Annotated in this window: 15 protein-coding genes; 8 read left to right on the top strand and 7 right to left on the bottom strand. The window is 62.2% G+C overall.

All coding sequences use genetic code 11. The features are described 5' to 3' along the window. Positions 1 to 81: 81 nt before the first annotated feature. Positions 82 to 678 (top strand): hypothetical protein, encoded by a 597-nt coding sequence (locus AYK61_RS03640; protein ID WP_121869846.1) that lies wholly within the window; start codon positions 82 to 84, stop codon positions 676 to 678. Between the two features lie 54 nt (positions 679 to 732). Here AYK61_RS03640 and pabB read toward each other — a convergent pair whose 3' ends face one another. The 3 genes from pabB to AYK61_RS03625 all read right to left on the bottom strand — a co-directional run bounded on the left by pabB (position 733) and on the right by AYK61_RS03625 (position 3830). Further along, positions 733 to 2805 (bottom strand): aminodeoxychorismate synthase component I, encoded by a 2073-nt coding sequence (gene pabB / locus AYK61_RS03635; protein WP_121869845.1) that lies wholly within the window; start codon positions 2803 to 2805, stop codon positions 733 to 735. A 9-nt stretch (positions 2806 to 2814) separates the two neighbouring features. Continuing rightward, a complete protein-coding gene (locus AYK61_RS03630) occupies positions 2815 to 3210 on the bottom strand; it encodes a chorismate mutase family protein (RefSeq protein ID WP_237668972.1) in 396 nt (131 codons plus the stop codon). Positions 3211 to 3491: 281 nt separating this feature from the next. Beyond that, positions 3492 to 3830, bottom strand: coding sequence for an RNA polymerase-binding protein RbpA (locus AYK61_RS03625; protein WP_027497120.1), 339 nt, complete (start codon positions 3828 to 3830; stop codon positions 3492 to 3494). A 192-nt stretch (positions 3831 to 4022) separates the two neighbouring features. Here AYK61_RS03625 and AYK61_RS03620 point away from each other — a divergent pair, with 192 nt between their 5' ends. The 4 genes from AYK61_RS03620 (at position 4023) to AYK61_RS03605 (ending at position 7279) form a co-directional block, all read left to right on the top strand. Beyond that, positions 4023 to 4355: a hypothetical protein gene (locus AYK61_RS03620; protein ID WP_121869844.1), complete on the top strand. Its 333-nt coding sequence runs from the start codon at positions 4023 to 4025 to the stop codon at positions 4353 to 4355. An 89-nt stretch (positions 4356 to 4444) separates the two neighbouring features. After that, positions 4445 to 4900 carry a tellurite resistance TerB family protein gene (locus AYK61_RS03615; RefSeq protein WP_032398482.1) on the top strand — a complete coding sequence of 152 codons (456 nt, stop codon included), beginning with the start codon at positions 4445 to 4447 and terminating at the stop codon, positions 4898 to 4900. A gap of 211 nt (positions 4901 to 5111) precedes the next feature. Further along, positions 5112 to 6785, top strand: a complete 1674-nt coding sequence (locus AYK61_RS03610; RefSeq protein ID WP_259467921.1) for a cation:proton antiporter family protein — start codon at positions 5112 to 5114, stop codon at positions 6783 to 6785. Then, entirely contained in the window at positions 6782 to 7279 is a 498-nt protein-coding gene (locus AYK61_RS03605; RefSeq protein ID WP_121869843.1) for a DUF6328 family protein, read from the top strand. The genes AYK61_RS03610 and AYK61_RS03605 overlap by 4 nt, the downstream gene beginning before the upstream one ends. A 36-nt stretch (positions 7280 to 7315) precedes the next feature. Here the strand turns inward: AYK61_RS03605 and AYK61_RS03600 are convergent, their stop codons facing one another. The 4 genes from AYK61_RS03600 to AYK61_RS03580 form a co-directional block, all read right to left on the bottom strand. Next, the gene (locus tag AYK61_RS03600; RefSeq protein ID WP_183130145.1) at positions 7316 to 8398 is read right to left on the bottom strand and encodes a diguanylate cyclase; all 1083 of its coding nucleotides are present in this window, start codon (positions 8396 to 8398) and stop codon (positions 7316 to 7318) included. A 1251-nt stretch (positions 8399 to 9649) separates the two neighbouring features. Continuing rightward, entirely contained in the window at positions 9650 to 10489 is an 840-nt protein-coding gene (locus AYK61_RS03590; protein WP_121869840.1) for an SDR family NAD(P)-dependent oxidoreductase, read from the bottom strand. Continuing rightward, complete coding sequence (locus tag AYK61_RS03585) at positions 10486 to 10830, bottom strand: nuclear transport factor 2 family protein (protein WP_259467920.1); 345 nt, start codon at positions 10828 to 10830, stop codon at positions 10486 to 10488. The genes AYK61_RS03590 and AYK61_RS03585 overlap by 4 nt, the downstream gene beginning before the upstream one ends. 169 nt (positions 10831 to 10999) lie before the next feature. Then, a complete protein-coding gene (locus AYK61_RS03580; RefSeq protein WP_121869839.1) occupies positions 11000 to 12151 on the bottom strand; it encodes a GNAT family N-acetyltransferase in 1152 nt (383 codons plus the stop codon). A 142-nt stretch (positions 12152 to 12293) separates the two neighbouring features. Between AYK61_RS03580 and AYK61_RS03575 the strand changes: the two genes are divergently transcribed. From AYK61_RS03575 to AYK61_RS03565, 3 genes are all read left to right on the top strand, one after another. Further along, positions 12294 to 12824 (top strand): hypothetical protein, encoded by a 531-nt coding sequence (locus AYK61_RS03575; protein WP_259467919.1) that lies wholly within the window; start codon positions 12294 to 12296, stop codon positions 12822 to 12824. A gap of 37 nt (positions 12825 to 12861) precedes the next feature. Beyond that, complete coding sequence (locus AYK61_RS03570) at positions 12862 to 13536, top strand: class I SAM-dependent methyltransferase (RefSeq protein ID WP_121869837.1); 675 nt, start codon at positions 12862 to 12864, stop codon at positions 13534 to 13536. Between the two features lie 96 nt (positions 13537 to 13632). Continuing rightward, a complete protein-coding gene (locus tag AYK61_RS03565; protein ID WP_121869836.1) occupies positions 13633 to 15993 on the top strand; it encodes an EAL domain-containing protein in 2361 nt (786 codons plus the stop codon). Positions 15994 to 15998 lie beyond the last annotated feature (5 nt).

Below are 15998 nucleotides of genomic sequence, written 5' to 3'. Positions count from 1 at the left end.
ATCGAAGGGCACATCTACGAATACCATCGGCATTCGACACGAATGCGATCGAATACGAATCACTACCACCAGGGGACAGAAGTGAAACTGATCAGAACAGCAACGGTCGCGGTGGCGTTGACCGCTGCGGTGGCCACCGGAGCGGGCCATGCTGTAGCAGACCCGTCGTCGGACCCGGTGAACTACGAGACGTCGGTCAACCCCGACGGAACGGTCACCACCATCCTCGATGCCGGACTGTTCCGGGTCGACGCCACGAGCGAGACCGTGTCCGTCATCGACCAGGCAGGCACCACGCTTGCATCTGTTCCGCTGGAATACACCATCAACGGCACCGTCTACTCGATCGCACCGCTGATCGGTGCCGAGGGTCGCGAACTGACTTTGACTCCGCAGACGGTTCCCGTCGCCGAGGTCGCAGGTCCGCGGACCAAGCAGCAGGCATTCGACAACATGGTCAACCAGCTCGCGATCGGCTGGAACAACGGCGGCGGTGTCAGCACGGCGATCGGCGCAGGCCTCGGTTTCGCCATCGGCTGTGTGTCGATCTTCCCGAACTTCATCTCCGGGTGCATCATCGGAACCGTCATCGGTACGGTCGCCGGCGCGGTCATCGGCACTGCCAACGGAAACCCGCAGGCTCAGCCTGCCGTGTTCGAGTACTTCACCACTCCGTAGGGCAGGACGGCCTCGAGCCGACGAACAACGAACAGCGGGTGGAGCGCGTGCGCTCTACCCGCTGTTCGTTGTTCGACCGGTCAGCGCTCGGCGCATCGACACAGCCTTGACCATCGTCTCCTCGAACTCTTCGTCGGGATCCGACAATGCCACGATCGCGCCACCCACCCCGTAGGTCACTTCGTGTTCGGTGGCCACGATCGTGCGAATGACGATCGAGAAGTCTGCGGTGCCGGTGATCGAGAAGTAGCCGATAGCACCCGAATACACCCCCCGCGGTCCGTCTTCGAGCTTGTCGATGATCGCCATCGTGCGGATCTTCGGGGCTCCCGTCATCGATCCACCCGGAAACGCAGCCCGGATACAGTCCGCCGCCGACGCGTCGTCGCGCAGGCGACCACGAACGGTCGAGACCAATTGGTGTACGGGAGCGTAGGTTTCGACATCGAACAGCTTCGGCACGTGCACCGACCCCGGCACGCAGACCTGGGCGAGGTCGTTTCGCACCAGGTCCACGATCATGAGGTTCTCGGCCTTGTCCTTCTCGTTCGCGACGAGATCGGCCTTGAGCGCGTTGTCTTCCTCCGCGGTGGCCCCGCGGGGACGCGTTCCCTTGATCGGCTTGGACTCGACTATGCGGTCGGCGTCGATGCGCAGGAAGCGTTCCGGAGACGCACTCAACACGGACAGCTCCGGGAACTTCAGCAGAGCACTGTACGGAGTTGGATTGATTTCGCGCATGTACGAGTAGGTGGCGGTCGCGTCGATGGAACCGGCTACGGTCGCCGTGTTGGTCAAACACACCTCGTACGTCTCACCGGAGCGAATCTCGGCGAGGCACTGGGAAATCAGATCGAGATAGTGGGCACGGTCGTGGCGTAAACGGGGCTCGAGCGAGCGATCGGCTCCGAGCAGGGGAGTGCCGGACGCAGGCACACCCGGACGGTCGTTCGGGGCAACCTTTCGGGACAGGCCATGCAGGGTGTCGGTGACCGAGTCGAACCACTGCGCCAACACAGGATCCCCGGGGGTGGTGGCCAACCCCATCAGATAGAGGGTGCCGGCCTCGTGGTCGAACACCAGCGCGCGATCTGCGAAGACCATCGACGCGTCGGGAGTCGCAGCGGTATGAACCAATTGCCCACCGGTGTCGGCCTTGAGTTCGTAACCCAGGTAACCCACGTAGCCGAGACCGAAAGCGAACGGTAGGTCGTGCCGAGGGGGAGTGGCCCGCTCTCGCAATCGGTCGTCGATGTAGTCGAAGAATGTCGAGTGAATGCGCTCGGTCGTACCGTCGGCACCTTGCACGGTCACCGTGGTCTCGGCAACCGAATAGGTCACGTACTCCGCGTGGGGACCCGAGCAGTCGCCCATGACGGTGAATCTGCAGTCGGGTTCGAGAGCCGCGCTGCCGTCGAGCCAGAAACTCTTCGAGCCATCCGCAAAGAGAGCTTCGAATACCTGCTCGGAGTCGAAAGCCTCGTCGAGCGAACGTGTTTCGATGGTGAACATCGAATCCTGAGTACGCGACGCGCTCGATGCGCTCGACTGTGCCAGCGTCAGATCGCGGAAATTGGCGAGCAGTTCGCGGCCGTATTCGGTGCTGATCGACTCGGGATGGAACTGAACTCCCCACATCGGCTTGCTGCGATGCCGAACGGCCATGACCAGTCCGTCGGGCGTCCACGCAACTTCCTCGAAGTCGGCGGGGGTGCGTGTCACTACGAGTGAGTGATACCGCACTACCGAGTACGGCGACGGGATCCCGGCGAACAGATCCACACCGGTGTGAGTGATGTCGGTGATCCTGCCGTGCATCGGTGCGGGCGCGAGATCCACACTGCCACCGAACAGATGGCACAGACCCTGATGCCCGAGGCACACACCGAGTATCGGTAGACCGGACTCGAGTATCACCCGGGCACTGATCCCGAAGTCCTGCTCCAGATCCGGGCGCCCTGGGCCGGGCGAGATCACGACATTGTCGTAGACGTCGAAATCCAGCGACGTCCACTCGACGTCGTTCTTGACCACCGTCGGCGGTCGACCGTTCACCTCCGCCAGAAGGCTGTAGAGGTTGTAGGTGAACGAATCGTAGTTGTCCACCAGGAGCGTATGGATCGTCATCGGGTGCTTCTACCGTTCACTGTCGAGGCCGGGCCCGGGCGTCGGAGAATCGATGATCGAATCCTCGACGCGACATGCCTCTGCGATCATCGATCGGTACAGATCTTCGAGAAAATCGGGAGACAACCCATTGGCCGACGCGAATTCTCTCGCACGCTCGGTCACCAGTCCGACACGGCCCGGTTGCATCATCGGAATGGCGTGTTCACGCTTTACGTGTGCAACACGTACACACACATCGATGCGGTCTCGAATTGCAGCGCGCAGAACTTCGTCGATTCCGTCCAACTCGCGCCTCAACTCCGCAAGTTTCTGCTCGCCGACTGCGCGATGACCTTCCGATTCCGCTTCGGAGGCCGCCGTGCGCAAAGCGTCGGTCGAGCGCTGATCAGAATCCTGGCTCACGAGTTAATGCCCCCTGATTTTTTCGACTCCGGTGCTGCTGTTTATCGGTATTCTCCGACAACTGTTACGGCGACCGTTCACGAATCGTCCACCTGTGTGACAACCGATACTCGATGATGGCACCTCGGACTGTCACGCCGCCACTCGATCGTATTGGAATCCGCGTTCGGGCGACAATGAATGCAACAAAGCGCGGGAAAACATCTATTGGGTTTCGAATTGCATAAAAAAACTGCACCGCCGGATTGTTTCCAATCAGGCGGTGCAGTGAGCGACGACTGTCATGCGCCGCGGCGCTTCACCTTCAGCAGGTCCAAACGCTCCTTGAGGAGTTCTTCGAGCTCGTCGACCGAACGACGCTCGAGCAGCATGTCCCAGTGGGTGCGGGGAGGCTTGACCTTCTTGGCCTCCGGCGCAGTGCCCTCGATCAGCGACCCTTCCAAGCCGTTGCGGCATGCCCAGGTTCCGGGAATCTCGGCATCGTCGGCGAACGGTACGTCGAACTCCTCACCGTTGTCGCACCGGTAGCGCGCAACGCGGCGGGGTGCCAGGTCGTGATCACGGTCGGTCTCGTAGCTGACCGCTCCCAGCCGGCTACCTCGAAGTACACGATCTGCCATGGTGAAGTCCTCTCCATCGATAGTAGGTACGTGCGCCGAAGCCATCCGTCGACATCGAACTACACCGTCTACCCACTGATCTACAACGTCGCCGCGCGTCGGTTCGTTCCCGGGCCGATGAGTCCCGGTGCGATCCCATCGGCGCAGCTTATCGGGCGATCTTACCTCGCGGCCGCAGTAGGCTGAACGACCATGTCCGTCAGAACCCGCCGCGACCAGACATGCGCCTGGTGCGGGCGCCCGGTCGCCGATACCGGAACCGGCCGTAAGCGGCGGTACTGCCGTCAATCGTGCCGTCAACGCGCCTACGAGCAGCGCAGCGCAACGAAAGGGACGTCGATTCCCGACGACGCCGTTGTGCTGACCGCGGAGGAGGTGTCGGCGGCGGCCGACAGAGCGTTCGAAGTTCGGTGTGCCGCCGAGGATGTCAGTACGGCGGTGACGGAAGGGGCCGACGCCGCGGAACTGCATCGGCTGTGCGTCGAACTGTTGACCAAGGCGCACGACGCAGAACGGCTGCGCTGAACTGGGGTTCCTTTCTCGTTCACCGACTCCATGGACAATGGTCGAGGCCCGCGCGACTGCGCGGGCGGTACGACCTAGTGAGGAGCTCCATGGCGTTCTGGGATCAACTCAAGTCCAAGGCACAGGAATTGAACGGCCAGCTGCAGACCAAGACCAGCCAGTTCAAGAACAAGGAATTCGCCAACGGCAGCATGGCAATGTGTGCCCTGATCGCGGCGGCGGACGGCACCATCGATCCTGCCGAGCGCCAGAAGACGGCATCTTTGATCGCCGGCAACGAAGCCCTGCGAGTGTTCGAGCCCGACGAGCTTCGGCAGAAGTTCGACTGGTACTGCGACAAGCTCCAAGGAGACTTCGACTTCGGGAAGGTCGAGGCGACAGCCACGATCGGCAAGCTCAAGTCGAAGCCCGACCAGGCCCGAGCCGTCATCCAGATCGGCATCATCATCGGCGGCGCCGACGGCCATTTCGACGATCACGAGAAGGCTGCTGTGCGCAATGCGTGCTTCGCAGTCGGAATCGATCCGGCCGAGTTCGAGCTCTGAGGCCTTCCGCACGGAAGGACCGCGGTAGTCGATCGTGCCCACGGCGATCGACGAAGTCACCAGTCGACTTCGTCGATCGCCGTTCTCGAAGGTTGCCGTCCGCTGTGAAATATCCGGAATGCCGGGATACTGGGGACACTCCGACGGCATGTGCCGATGCCGAAAGATCCGTTGGAGATCCGGTTGCAGCCCACCAGCAAAGGGACCGTGCATGACAATTGCCGCGATCTACCTCGTCATCGCCTTCGGTTTGGGCGGGCTCGCCATGGTGGTACGGCTACCTCCCCTGGTCGGGTTTCTGGCTGCCGGATTCGTCATCAATGCACTCGACGTCGGTGAGGTGCCCCAGCTCGAGCTGATCGCCGATCTGGGCGTGACGCTGCTGTTGTTCGCCATCGGCCTCAAGCTCGACGTTCGTATTCTGCTGCGCCGGGAGGTGTGGCTGACGACCTCGGTGCATCTGGTGGTGAGCATCGCGGTCGGTACCACCGTTCTATGGCTCGCCGCCGTCGCTGGTATGGCCATGTTGTCCGGCCAGAGCCTGACGACGATTGCGTTGCTGGCCTTCGCGATGTCGTTCTCGAGCACGGTGTTCGTGGTCAAGGTCCTCGAAGAGCGAGGGGAGTCGCACGCCCTCTACGGACGCGTGGCGATCGGTGTCCTGGTGATGCAGGACATCGTTGCCGTGGTGTTTCTGACCGTCACCAGCGGCACGTTGCCCAGCCCCTGGGCGCTGACGCTGGTACTGCTGTGGCCCGTTACTCGCGTCCTCCGAAGAATATGGAGCGGACTGGGCCACGGTGAGATGCAGTCACTGTTCGGCATCGTGATGGCGCTGGTCCCCGGTTACGCACTGTTCTCCGCCCTCGGACTCAAGGGGGACCTGGGCGCGTTGGTCATCGGCGTGTTGCTGGCGTCGCATTCGGCCTCGTCCGAACTGTCACGATCGCTGTTCCACATCAAGGAACTGCTCCTGGTGGGCTTCTTCGTCTCGATCGGTCTGTCCGGGTTGCCGGACCTACCCAGTCTCGGTGTCGCCCTGCTCATGGTGCTTCTGCTGCCTCTCAAATCCGTCCTGTATCTGGCGCTGTTCGCGATGATGAAGCTGCGATATCGGACTGCCCTCCTGGCTGGACTGAGCCTGATGAACTACTCCGAATTCGGTCTGATCGTCGTTTCGGTAGGAGTGACGACCGGCCTGCTCGCACCGGCATGGCTGGTCGAGATGTCGATCGCCGTGGCGTTGAGTTTCGTAGCGTCGGCTCTGGTGAACGGCCGTGGGCACCTGATGGTCGAGAAGATCGCGACACGTCTGCCCGAGCAGGACGAGCAGAGCCTGCACCCCGAGGAACGATCCGGGGATGCCGGCGACGCCGAGGTCGTCGTGATCGGAATGGGTCGTGTCGGGTTCGCGGCCTATCAGCGGCTCACCGATCACTACCGTCTCGATGTGGTGGGGGTCGATTACGACGGGCCTCGTATTCGTCGCCTCGCCGATCAAGGTCTGCGAGTCATCGAAGGAGACGCAACCGATCTCGATTTCTGGCATCAACTACGCCATTCCGAGTCGGTCCGCATTGCCGTGCTCGCGATGCCACGTCACGGTGCCAACGTCACAGCACTCGCCTGCCTGCGCGAATCCGGGTTCAGTGGAACAGTCGCCGCCGTGGCTCGCTACGACGACGAAGTGCAGTGGGCCAAGGAGCACGGTGTGGACATTGCGTTCAACGTGTACGCAGGTGCGGGATTGGAGTTGGCGGATCAGGTAGGCACTACGTCCCCCGATCCCGTGGGCGAAAAATTCGACCCCGACCTCGGTCCCTCCGAAACCGAGAAGTTCCCTCGACCGACTACAGGACCGGTACCTCTCGAGGAGCGTCCGTGACCGACGCGCCTGACCCACCCAACGCCGAGTGGAACGCGCAAGCCAGGGGAGAGACGCCTACTCAGCAACTCGACCGCAACTGGCTCGGCCTGCTCCAGGAACTGCGCGTCGAACAGACCGGGGTACAGCTACTGACGGGATTTCTGCTGACCCTGCCGTTCCAGCAACGCTTCGACGATCTGTCTGCGTTCGGCCGCACGGTGTATCTGATCACTGTGAGCGCCTCGATCATCGCGACCATACTGCTGATCGCGCCTGTAGGAATGCACCGAATTCTGTTCCGTCACAGAGAAGTCGGTGTACTCGTACGGGTGGGCAACCGACTCGCCATCGCCGGCTTGGTCATGCTCGGCATCGCACTGGTGGGAGTCGTCACTCTCACGTTCGACTTCGTGGTAGGTCCAATGGTCGGCATCGTAGCTGCACTGGTCGCTCTGACCCTTCTCCTCGCGTTGTGGGTAGCACTGCCACGGTGGTACCTGAAATCTCGATGACGTTGCGGTGGTGAGCGATTCGCTCAGCCTGCACTCTCACGCCGGCCAGCGACTGCGTTTCGCGCGATACATCTCCGAGTCCGCGATGCGCAGTACGTCGTGCGCAGACTGCCGCACATCACTGTCCGCATCGAGGTGTACCGCTGCCGACCCGACGCTGACGGTGAGTCCGGACAACATCCGGGCCTGCGTCAGGCTCGCTACGAGGTCCGCCGTTCGGGCAGCGAGGTCGGCAGGCCGACCGACGGCGATGCACGCGAACTCGTCACCGCCCAGTCGTGCGACGATCCAGCGGTTGGCGGCCAGTGCTCGCAGATGCTGGGCCACATCGACGAGGACAGCGTCGCCGGTGTGGTGTCCGTAGTTGTCGTTGACGCCTTTCATGCCGTCGACATCGGCGGCGACGGCGCACATCACCCTCGGTTCGACATCCGGCGTTGTCATCGTGGTAGCAGTCACCGCAGCGAACAGCCCGCGACGATTGTGCAGACCGGTCAGCGGATCCACCAACGATTCCCGTGCGCGAGATCGGAGCTCGCTCACGTACACCATCAGAATGAGTGGAGACGCGAACATCAACAGCATGGTCAAACTGTGTGCGGCGACGACCCAGCCGCTGGCGACGTCTGCGTGCACCGAGAGTACGGCCACCACCGCAAGTACGACTGTGGCGAAAGCCATGTGCACGAGACAGGGGAGTAGCGGCACCGCCACCACGGCCAGAGTGGTGATGACGGCAAACAGAACCGTGCCGCCGATCGCTGTCAATGTCGTGTCCTTCATCAACAGACTGGCGGCGATCGATACGTCCGAATACACGATGAACGCAATCAGCAGACGCGGGCCGGGCCATCGCCCGAAGAACCAACGCAACGCGACCGGGAAGGCGGTCAGACTGATGGCGACCACCACATGGACTCGCCAGCCGCTGTACTCCTCGGACGGTGCGCTGAGCAACCCGATGAGACCGATCGACAACGTCCCCAAGCCCACGAGCAAGCGAATGACGCGGGTTCGAGTCGCATCCAGATCCAATAGTCCCGACACCGTGGTGTCCTCGTGTGGTTGTGACGACACAAATCGACCCGCGGGCGAGATGAACGGACGAACGGCGGACATCGAGTGACCTTCGGCTGGTATTTGCCCCGAGCAACAATTCTCCGGAGCGTAGCAGGAACGGGCAATTCGACTACTCGATCGGCCGATACCGACCACAATGACTGTTTGCCAATCAATCGATTGCCGGTGATGTCGCGCGGAAACAAACTGTAGCTCGAACTCCATCGCTCCGAATCGTCACTGTGACGTTTTGCGGTGATGGAACGGCGACACGGAAGCGACCCGAAGGGCGGCCCGGATTCCGTTGGATCCACGCAATCCATCCATTCGCAGCTAGAGCCGCCGGATAGCAACGAGCGCCCGTGCGGCGTTCCAGAAACCGGCCATGCCGATGGACAGTCGACGCAGGCCAACCCTGAACGTGTCAGCCCACGCGAACGAGACTGTCGTGTGGACCATCGACTCGGTCTCCGACCTGCGGCCACTTTTTGCCGATAATCAACATTATGTCAACTAACCGATCCCTACTGCTCTACGCCAGCAGCCAGCGTCACCGCGCGCTCACAGTGAAGCAAGACGGCAGGTTCAGATATGCAGGGTTTCCAGAAAACTACTGCACATTGTTGCAGCGCAATACCTCTCGCCGTCCGAGCGTCTCCAAGTAGGGACAATGCCAGAGGGCGCTGAGACTCCGACCAGTTACCGACCTTGCGCTGCGTGCTCGGCTTCGGCGCGGTGCCTGATGAACTCGTTCCGAGTACACAGGATGCGTCGAAGGTACAGCCTTCCTGGGATGTCCAGAATCAGAGCGGCGAGTCGTCCTCCGCGAAACTGTACCGACATGACGTCGACCATCTGGGTGTGATCACGTGTTGCGAGAAAGAAGTGTTCGTGACGCATCGAAGCGAAAGGGCCGGTGACTTGTTCGTCCACGAAATATCGAGGACATTCGTGCTTTGTGATACGGCTGGTCAAGGTGAACCAGAACCCGAGGTGTCTGGAGCGGATCTGGATCTCATCCCCCAGGCGGAGGTTACTGCGATCAGATGTGAACCGAACACTTTCTCTGAACGAACCCTGAGACTCCTCGTGGACCTGGGCATCCGACTCCAGCTCGAAGACTGCTGTAGGGTCCGCGGCGATCGGTGTCGACAGCGTAATGGTGAAGGCCATTCGCACAGCTTTGCAGGCTGTTGTTGTGCCGTGGTGACGGCCGGGTCGTTGAGAACGACCTGGCCGTCACCACCGTGGGATCGGTAGAATCTGATGCTCTGGACCGGTCGCTATCGAGTTTTGTTTCAGCGGGCCTGGCTAGGCCGGGAAATCCGCGCTGCGAGATAGTGTTTCGTTCGACCGGATGTCGCTCAGATTTTGTTCCAACGCGTCGATCACGGCGTCGTACCCGCTGTTGCCCAGAATCAGCCGGCGTGGCGGCGGGTCCTGGGTCATCGCTGCGATCACCGCACGGGCACCGCGATGCGGATCGCCCGGTTGCACCCCGTTCATGTCGACGAAAGCGGCCCGCACCTGTTCCAGCATGCCGTGGTATTCCGAAATCGCCTCCGCGACCGGCTCTTCGGCGAATCCGGCGTAGGCGTTCGTGCGGAACGCCCCTGGTTCGACTGTCAACACAGCTATGCCTTGCTCGGCAACCTCCTGGCGCAGCGCATCGGTGACGGCCTCGATCGCGTATTTCGTCGCGCTGTAGTAACCAAATCCGACCGCCGCCAGAAGCCCGGCCACCGAGGACACGTTGACGATCCACCCGCTTCCGCGGGCGCGCATACCTGGAAGCACTGCTCGCGTCACGGACAGCACGGCGAAGAAGTTCAGCTCGAACATCGCCCGTATCGAGGTCTCGCTCATTCCCTCGATCGATCCGTACCAGCCGCGGCCTGCGTTGTTGACCAACACATCGATACCGCCGAAATGCTCCTCGGCTGTTCGTACCGCTCGTAGTACCTGATCCGCGTCGGTGACATCCATGGGCACGACGAGAACGCGGTCACCGTACTGATCGGCCCAAGACGCCAATTCCCCTGGACGCCGGGCGGTGAGTACCACGCGGTCTCCCGCCTCCAGCGCCACCTCGGCGTAGGCCATGCCGAAACCGCCAGGTGTGCCACCGGTGATGAACCATCGCTTGCTCATGGCTCGATCACCAGCCGCTGGATCAGCGCGCCGTCCAGCGTGAAGCGGTAGTGCAGGTCGACGACTCCCCCGGGGAAGTTGCCTTCCAGGTGCTGCACGACGTCGACAGTCGTGCCGGTCGTGGTCGCCCCGGTGAACTCTGTTGTGTAGGTGTACTGACTCTCACTGACCGAGGCGGTCAGCCAGGCCTCGATCTCGTCGCGGCCCGAGTGATCGTGGCCCTCGTCGGTCACCACGGCATCCGCGGTGAACAGAGTGAGCGCTCGAGCGCCTTGTCGGGAGTCGAGTGCGGTCATGAACTTCTTCACGTTGTCCGGGAGTCCATCCCATTCTGTTGTCATGACCCCACGGTGATGTCTCCCCCAAGGGGAGTGTCAACACCAGGTCAACTCTGGTGTCCGTGCCCGGATATTCGGTCCCGGACCAGCTCCTACGTCCGGACCGATTCTTGGTCCTCATTCACTCCTGCGGCGACGAAGGCCTGGACCGCAGACGCTGCTGTACATCTGTTCAGACAGATCGTAGAAAACAACGAGCAGACTCGAGTCGATCAGCGTCGTAGTCTTCCCATTTTGCAGCAGGGACATCCTGATGACCGACCTCGACAAAGCTACGTTTGATGAAGAACTCCGCTGCTTCACTGCTGACGGTGACCGCGAAGAGATTCGCGATACCCCTGGTGCGGCAGACCTCCAACAATCCGTCCATCAGCAAGCCACCCGCTCCCAGTCCGGAAAACTCGGCGACTGTGATCAAACCCGACACTTCGGCGAATCCTGTTCCGGCGTAACGGTCCACCTCCAGTCCGACGATTCCGGCGAGGTGCCCGGTGCGCAGCACCCGCGCACCGAGTCCTCCGACCGCCATCCTGGCAATCTCGATCCGACTGCGCTGCTTGAGAACCCCTTCTCGCACTCCCTGTGCGACCAACGCCTCTATTGCAGGGAAATCGTCGACCTGCAGCGAGGCCAAGTGGAGGTAGCGCCCCTGGGTGAGGACGGTCCCCCGGCCGTCGAATGTGAACAGCTCGAATTCGAGATCGTCAGCACGGCATAGGTTCACGCTGTATGCACCGCCGGCAAGTGCCGCCTCGGCCGCGGGCGGGAAATCGTCGAGTCCCCGTTCGGCCAGGTGTGCGACCAGACGCTCGCGGTGCAGGTCGATGTCGGCGAAGCTACGAGGAGGATCGCCCCAACCCCCGCCCGGATCGGTCAGGACCATCTTCGAGGCCCGCACGCTCGCAGACACTGCCCCTGCAGTGCGCGCGACAGCGGCTACTTCCGCCCCGATCACGACGTATTCCGAATCCGCGATTGCGAGCCACAGCCGGGCGACGGACTCATCGTTCCAGACAGTCGCACTCGCCATGGCTACACCACCGACTGCAGCGCTGACTTCCGGAACGTAGTCGGCCGGAACCACGAAAATGAACCGCGTATCGCCGGTTCCGAACTCCCCGACCGTTCGTTCCACTGCCTCGAGCGCCGCGATGCTCAACACGGGAAGGGCGATCACGATCGTGACCCCGCGGAACTCCTCGATGAAGAAGTCGCGCTCGGCAACAGGAACCCCACTGGACGTCAGCTCGACCGCCACCTCGCGCGGTACCGCTGGCCGCGGCCGCAATTTCCGTGGGTTCGCGCGTAGATCGTAGTTCGTCATGATAGGTCCCAGTTTGGACTGCTCTCTCTCACCCCGCAACGCTCACGAATGCTCGACGGGGTCGCTACCCCAATTCGCATGAAGCGCACCATCAGCTCGACGTGGCCGTCCATCCATCCGGTCAACGCGATATCCTGACCCCGTGCCCATCGATCCCGCCGTCCGAATGTCCAGGCTGCAGGCCTTGATCGATCACCCCCGCACGGGCATTTCGGAACGAGATGTGGCGCAGCGCATGCTGAATCGACTGTTCCGCTCGTTGCGTTCGACCGCCGATCGCAGCCGACAGTACGGTTCCAATCACGGCAGACTGGGCCGACACGCGGGCCTCGAAGACGTCGCCGAGATGATTCGCTACGACCTTCTGCTGGCGCGCACCGACCCGGCCGAACCCCACGGCCTGGCGACGATCGATCCGGTTGCAGACGCGCCCGCCGACATACGGTACGAGGTCGAGGCCCGCCACGACTGCGAGATCGTTGTCACGATCAGCGGCGTCCCTACCGCATGGGGTTGGCAGCACGACGACGGAATCGACGTCCACTCCCCTGCGCTGAGCGCTCTAGTCGATGAAATCGCCGTAATTGTGAACAGCTACAACCACTTCGGGGACGACATCACCCCTCGATTCTTCGGTCGCGTTCGTGTCGAGGGGCAGACGGTGGTGTGGTGACCGTTCGGACGCCCGACAACTCCGAGGCAACGATTCGATGACCGCGCCATCCACCCGGCCTGGGGCTGCCCCGTACAGCAAGCTGTTTCTCGCCATCTACGACCTCTGGGTGATCAGGCTCTCGAACGACTACGGGTGGCGTTGCAACAGAGGATATTTCGTCGACCTGTATCGTGAGCGTATCGGTCGGCGTCACCTCGAGGTCGGCCCCGGATCGGGCTGGGTCCTCGCCAACATCGACCTACCCACCGATATCGACCTCACCCTCGTCGATCTCAATGCCAACTCACTCGAGCACACCGCCTCGCGCCTGAACGTCTCGCCCACACTGATCGAACACGATGTGATGCTGCCGTTGCCCGAGAACGTCGACACATTCGATTCGGTGTCGATCAATTACGTCTTGCATTGCCTCCCCGGCGACTGGTCGACCAAGTCCGTAGCGCTGACGAACCTGGCCGATGCGATGAACCCGGAAGGCGTGTTGTTCGGATCGACCGTGATCGGCGTCGACCAGAACTACACAGCACTCGGTGCGGCGCTGATGTTCGTGTACAACAGAATCGGCGCCTTCGGTAATCGGCACGACGATCTGCCCGGTTTACGACAAGTCCTGACCGACAGATTCGCGCAGGTCGAGGTGACGATGGTGGGCAATGTGGCGTTCTTTGTCGCTCGACATCCCCTCGACGCACAACAGCGGACAGGCTGATACGCGGCGAGGACTATTCGGGCACATGGACCGCGAACGGCGAATAACATGGGCCCGGTGCCGCTCGTATCCCGAGCGAAACGGATCGGAGGGCCGATGTTCGATCTCCCGGACGATCCGGTGAGTCTTCGATCCTTCCTGGAACGTTCTCCGGACTTCGTTGCGCTGTCCGACTTCACGGGGAAGATTCTGTACATCAATCCAGCGGGTTCGGAGCTGATCGGGCTCGAGGACGTGGCCGATATCGGCCAACTGTCGGCGTTGGAACTGCTGACCTCCGACGGACTCGATCTCACCGACGACATCGCCGCCGGTTTGGTCTCCGAAGGCAAGTGGGAGGGCTACTGCGAGCTTCGCCATCACGTGACCGGTACCGGCATGCCGGTGGTGGTGTCTGCCTATGTGATCAGTCGTGCGGACGGCGGCCCCGACGTGGTCGTATCCACCATTCGGCACCGACACACGGTGGAGCAGCGCAGTGCCAGGATGGCAGCCGATGCAGTGATCGCCGGTCGTCACGCTCAGGAGCAGAAGGCTCTGGCCGACCTGAGCCGGTTCGCCGTCATCGCCGAGCTACCCAGATTGCTCACTGCAGCAACCGACACCGCCGCCACCCTGATCGGCGTGGGGAACTCCGCCATCGCCCATCTCGAGCACCCGACCGACCTGTACTTGACCATGGACGCGGCCAGCGGTGCACTCGGCATGCGCCAGGACATTCCGTCAGGGGACGGTTCGTTGGTGGGATTCGCACTGACGCTCTCGGAGCCTGTCGTGTGCAACGACAGTCACGCCGAGAAGCGTTTCCGTACCGACACGATGATCTCGCTCGGCCTCCGCAGCGGCGTCGGAGTTCCCATCTTCACCGCCGCAGGAAAAGCATGGGGAGTTCTCTCCATTCACAGCGTCGAGGCCCGTCTCTACCGCGACGAAGAAGTGTCGTTCCTCAGTTCGGTTGCCGGCATCGTGTCCGCAGCGATACGACGCATCGACCTCGAACTCCAACTGCGACGACGTAGTACACACGACGCCCTGACCGGTCTGCCCAACCGCACCCTCGCATACGAGGTCATCGATTCGGCACTGGACCGCGCGAGACAACAGTCCGGCACCGTAGCACTGTTGCTGCTCGACATAGACGACTTCAAGATCATCAACGACAGCCTGGGACACGACGCCGGAGACAGGGCGTTGGTCAAGTTCGTCGAACGGCTCGCCTCGGCAATCCGAGACGCCGACACCATCGCGCGCCTGGGCGGAGACGAATTCTTGATCGTCTGCGAGGGCGTGGACAGCGTTGCTCATGCCGAGGAACTCGCACGACACATCACGAGCTCCATCGCGGTTCCCTTCTCCGCCGAGGACGTGCCCATCCCCTTGAGCGCCAGCATCGGTATCGCATTGTCCGAACCTCATTCGACCCGGCACGAGCTGATCCATCGCGCCGACCTGGCCATGTACCGCGCAAAGGACAGTGGAACCGGTGGGCATGCAGTTTTCGATCCCACCGATCTCTACGACGCGGATCGCATCAGGTCACTGTCGATCGATCTGCGAGCGGCGCTGCGCGCCGACGAACTCACTCTCGCCTACCAACCATTGGTGGACATCGCCACACGGAAAATCGTTGCGGTGGAGGCACTCGCCCGCTGGAATCACCGCGAGCTCGGCCCCATCGAAACGAGCGAGTTCGTCGGCGTCGCCGAAAGAACCGGCCTTGCAACGCCATTGGGCGCATGGGCGCTGCGTACCGCATGCACGGCCGCGGCGCGGTGGCGAACGTTCTCCGACATCGTGGTTCGCGTCAACGTCAGTGCGCTTCAACTTCGCGATCCCGACTTTCCCACCGAGGTCGCGTCCGTACTGGCAGAGACGGGACTGCCTGCCTTCGCTCTCGGACTCGAAGTGACCGAAACCGTGTGGGTCGCGGACACCGAACGGGTCGCCGACACCGTCTCTGCCCTGCACGCCATGGGTGTGGCTCTCCTGCTCGACGATATGGGTAAAGGCCACAGCTCCATGTCGTATCTCGACCGCTACCCGATGTTCGAGTGCTTCAAGATCGACAAGTCGTACATAGCCCGGCTGCCTGCACCTCGGGCTCGCGCGATCGTCTCGGCCATCGTTGCGCTCGCACGCGCATTCGACGTCACCGTCGTCGGGGAGGGAGTCGAAACCGAGGAGCAACTCGACGCACTGGCCGCCACCGGCTGCGACTTCGCGCAGGGATATCTCTTGGGCCGGTCGGTGCCGGCGCCATCGCCGATCTGCTTCTCGGCGATCGATGAATCCCGGGTCGTCCCGACGTTCGTGATACCGTGCCGAACCAGAGCTACTCGCATAGCCACCCCAGCTGCAGCAGGCACCCGCGTCGCCTCCGTCAGCGTTCCACGGGCAAGGTCCTTCACGGATCTGCGATCGACGAAGCTGGTTTCTTGTTGCACGCCGTGTTCATGACTTCC

The organism is Rhodococcus sp. SBT000017 (genome assembly GCF_003688915.1).
Lineage (GTDB): Bacteria > Actinomycetota > Actinomycetes > Mycobacteriales > Mycobacteriaceae > Rhodococcoides.
Note: the sequence above shows the minus strand (reverse complement) of the source record. Positions and strands in the feature narration are given on the sequence as shown.

What these genes read in the sequence shown, in the direction of transcription:
- AYK61_RS03590 (WP_121869840.1), bottom strand. Translation starts at nt 10,489, where the DNA reads ATGAGCAAGCGATGGTTCATCACCGGTGGCACACCTGGCGGTTTCGGC.
- AYK61_RS03565 (WP_121869836.1), top strand. Translation starts at nt 13,633, where the DNA reads ATGTTCGATCTCCCGGACGATCCGGTGAGTCTTCGATCCTTCCTGGAA.
- AYK61_RS03570 (WP_121869837.1), top strand. Translation starts at nt 12,862, where the DNA reads ATGACCGCGCCATCCACCCGGCCTGGGGCTGCCCCGTACAGCAAGCTG.
- AYK61_RS03585 (WP_259467920.1), bottom strand. Translation starts at nt 10,830, where the DNA reads ATGACAACAGAATGGGATGGACTCCCGGACAACGTGAAGAAGTTCATG.
- pabB (WP_121869845.1), bottom strand. Translation starts at nt 2,805, where the DNA reads ATGACGATCCATACGCTCCTGGTGGACAACTACGATTCGTTCACCTAC.
- AYK61_RS03610 (WP_259467921.1), top strand. Translation starts at nt 5,112, where the DNA reads ATGACAATTGCCGCGATCTACCTCGTCATCGCCTTCGGTTTGGGCGGG.
- AYK61_RS03625 (WP_027497120.1), bottom strand. Translation starts at nt 3,830, where the DNA reads ATGGCAGATCGTGTACTTCGAGGTAGCCGGCTGGGAGCGGTCAGCTAC.
- AYK61_RS03580 (WP_121869839.1), bottom strand. Translation starts at nt 12,151, where the DNA reads ATGACGAACTACGATCTACGCGCGAACCCACGGAAATTGCGGCCGCGG.
- AYK61_RS03620 (WP_121869844.1), top strand. Translation starts at nt 4,023, where the DNA reads ATGTCCGTCAGAACCCGCCGCGACCAGACATGCGCCTGGTGCGGGCGC.
- AYK61_RS03600 (WP_183130145.1), bottom strand. Translation starts at nt 8,398, where the DNA reads ATGTCCGCCGTTCGTCCGTTCATCTCGCCCGCGGGTCGATTTGTGTCG.
- AYK61_RS03615 (WP_032398482.1), top strand. Translation starts at nt 4,445, where the DNA reads ATGGCGTTCTGGGATCAACTCAAGTCCAAGGCACAGGAATTGAACGGC.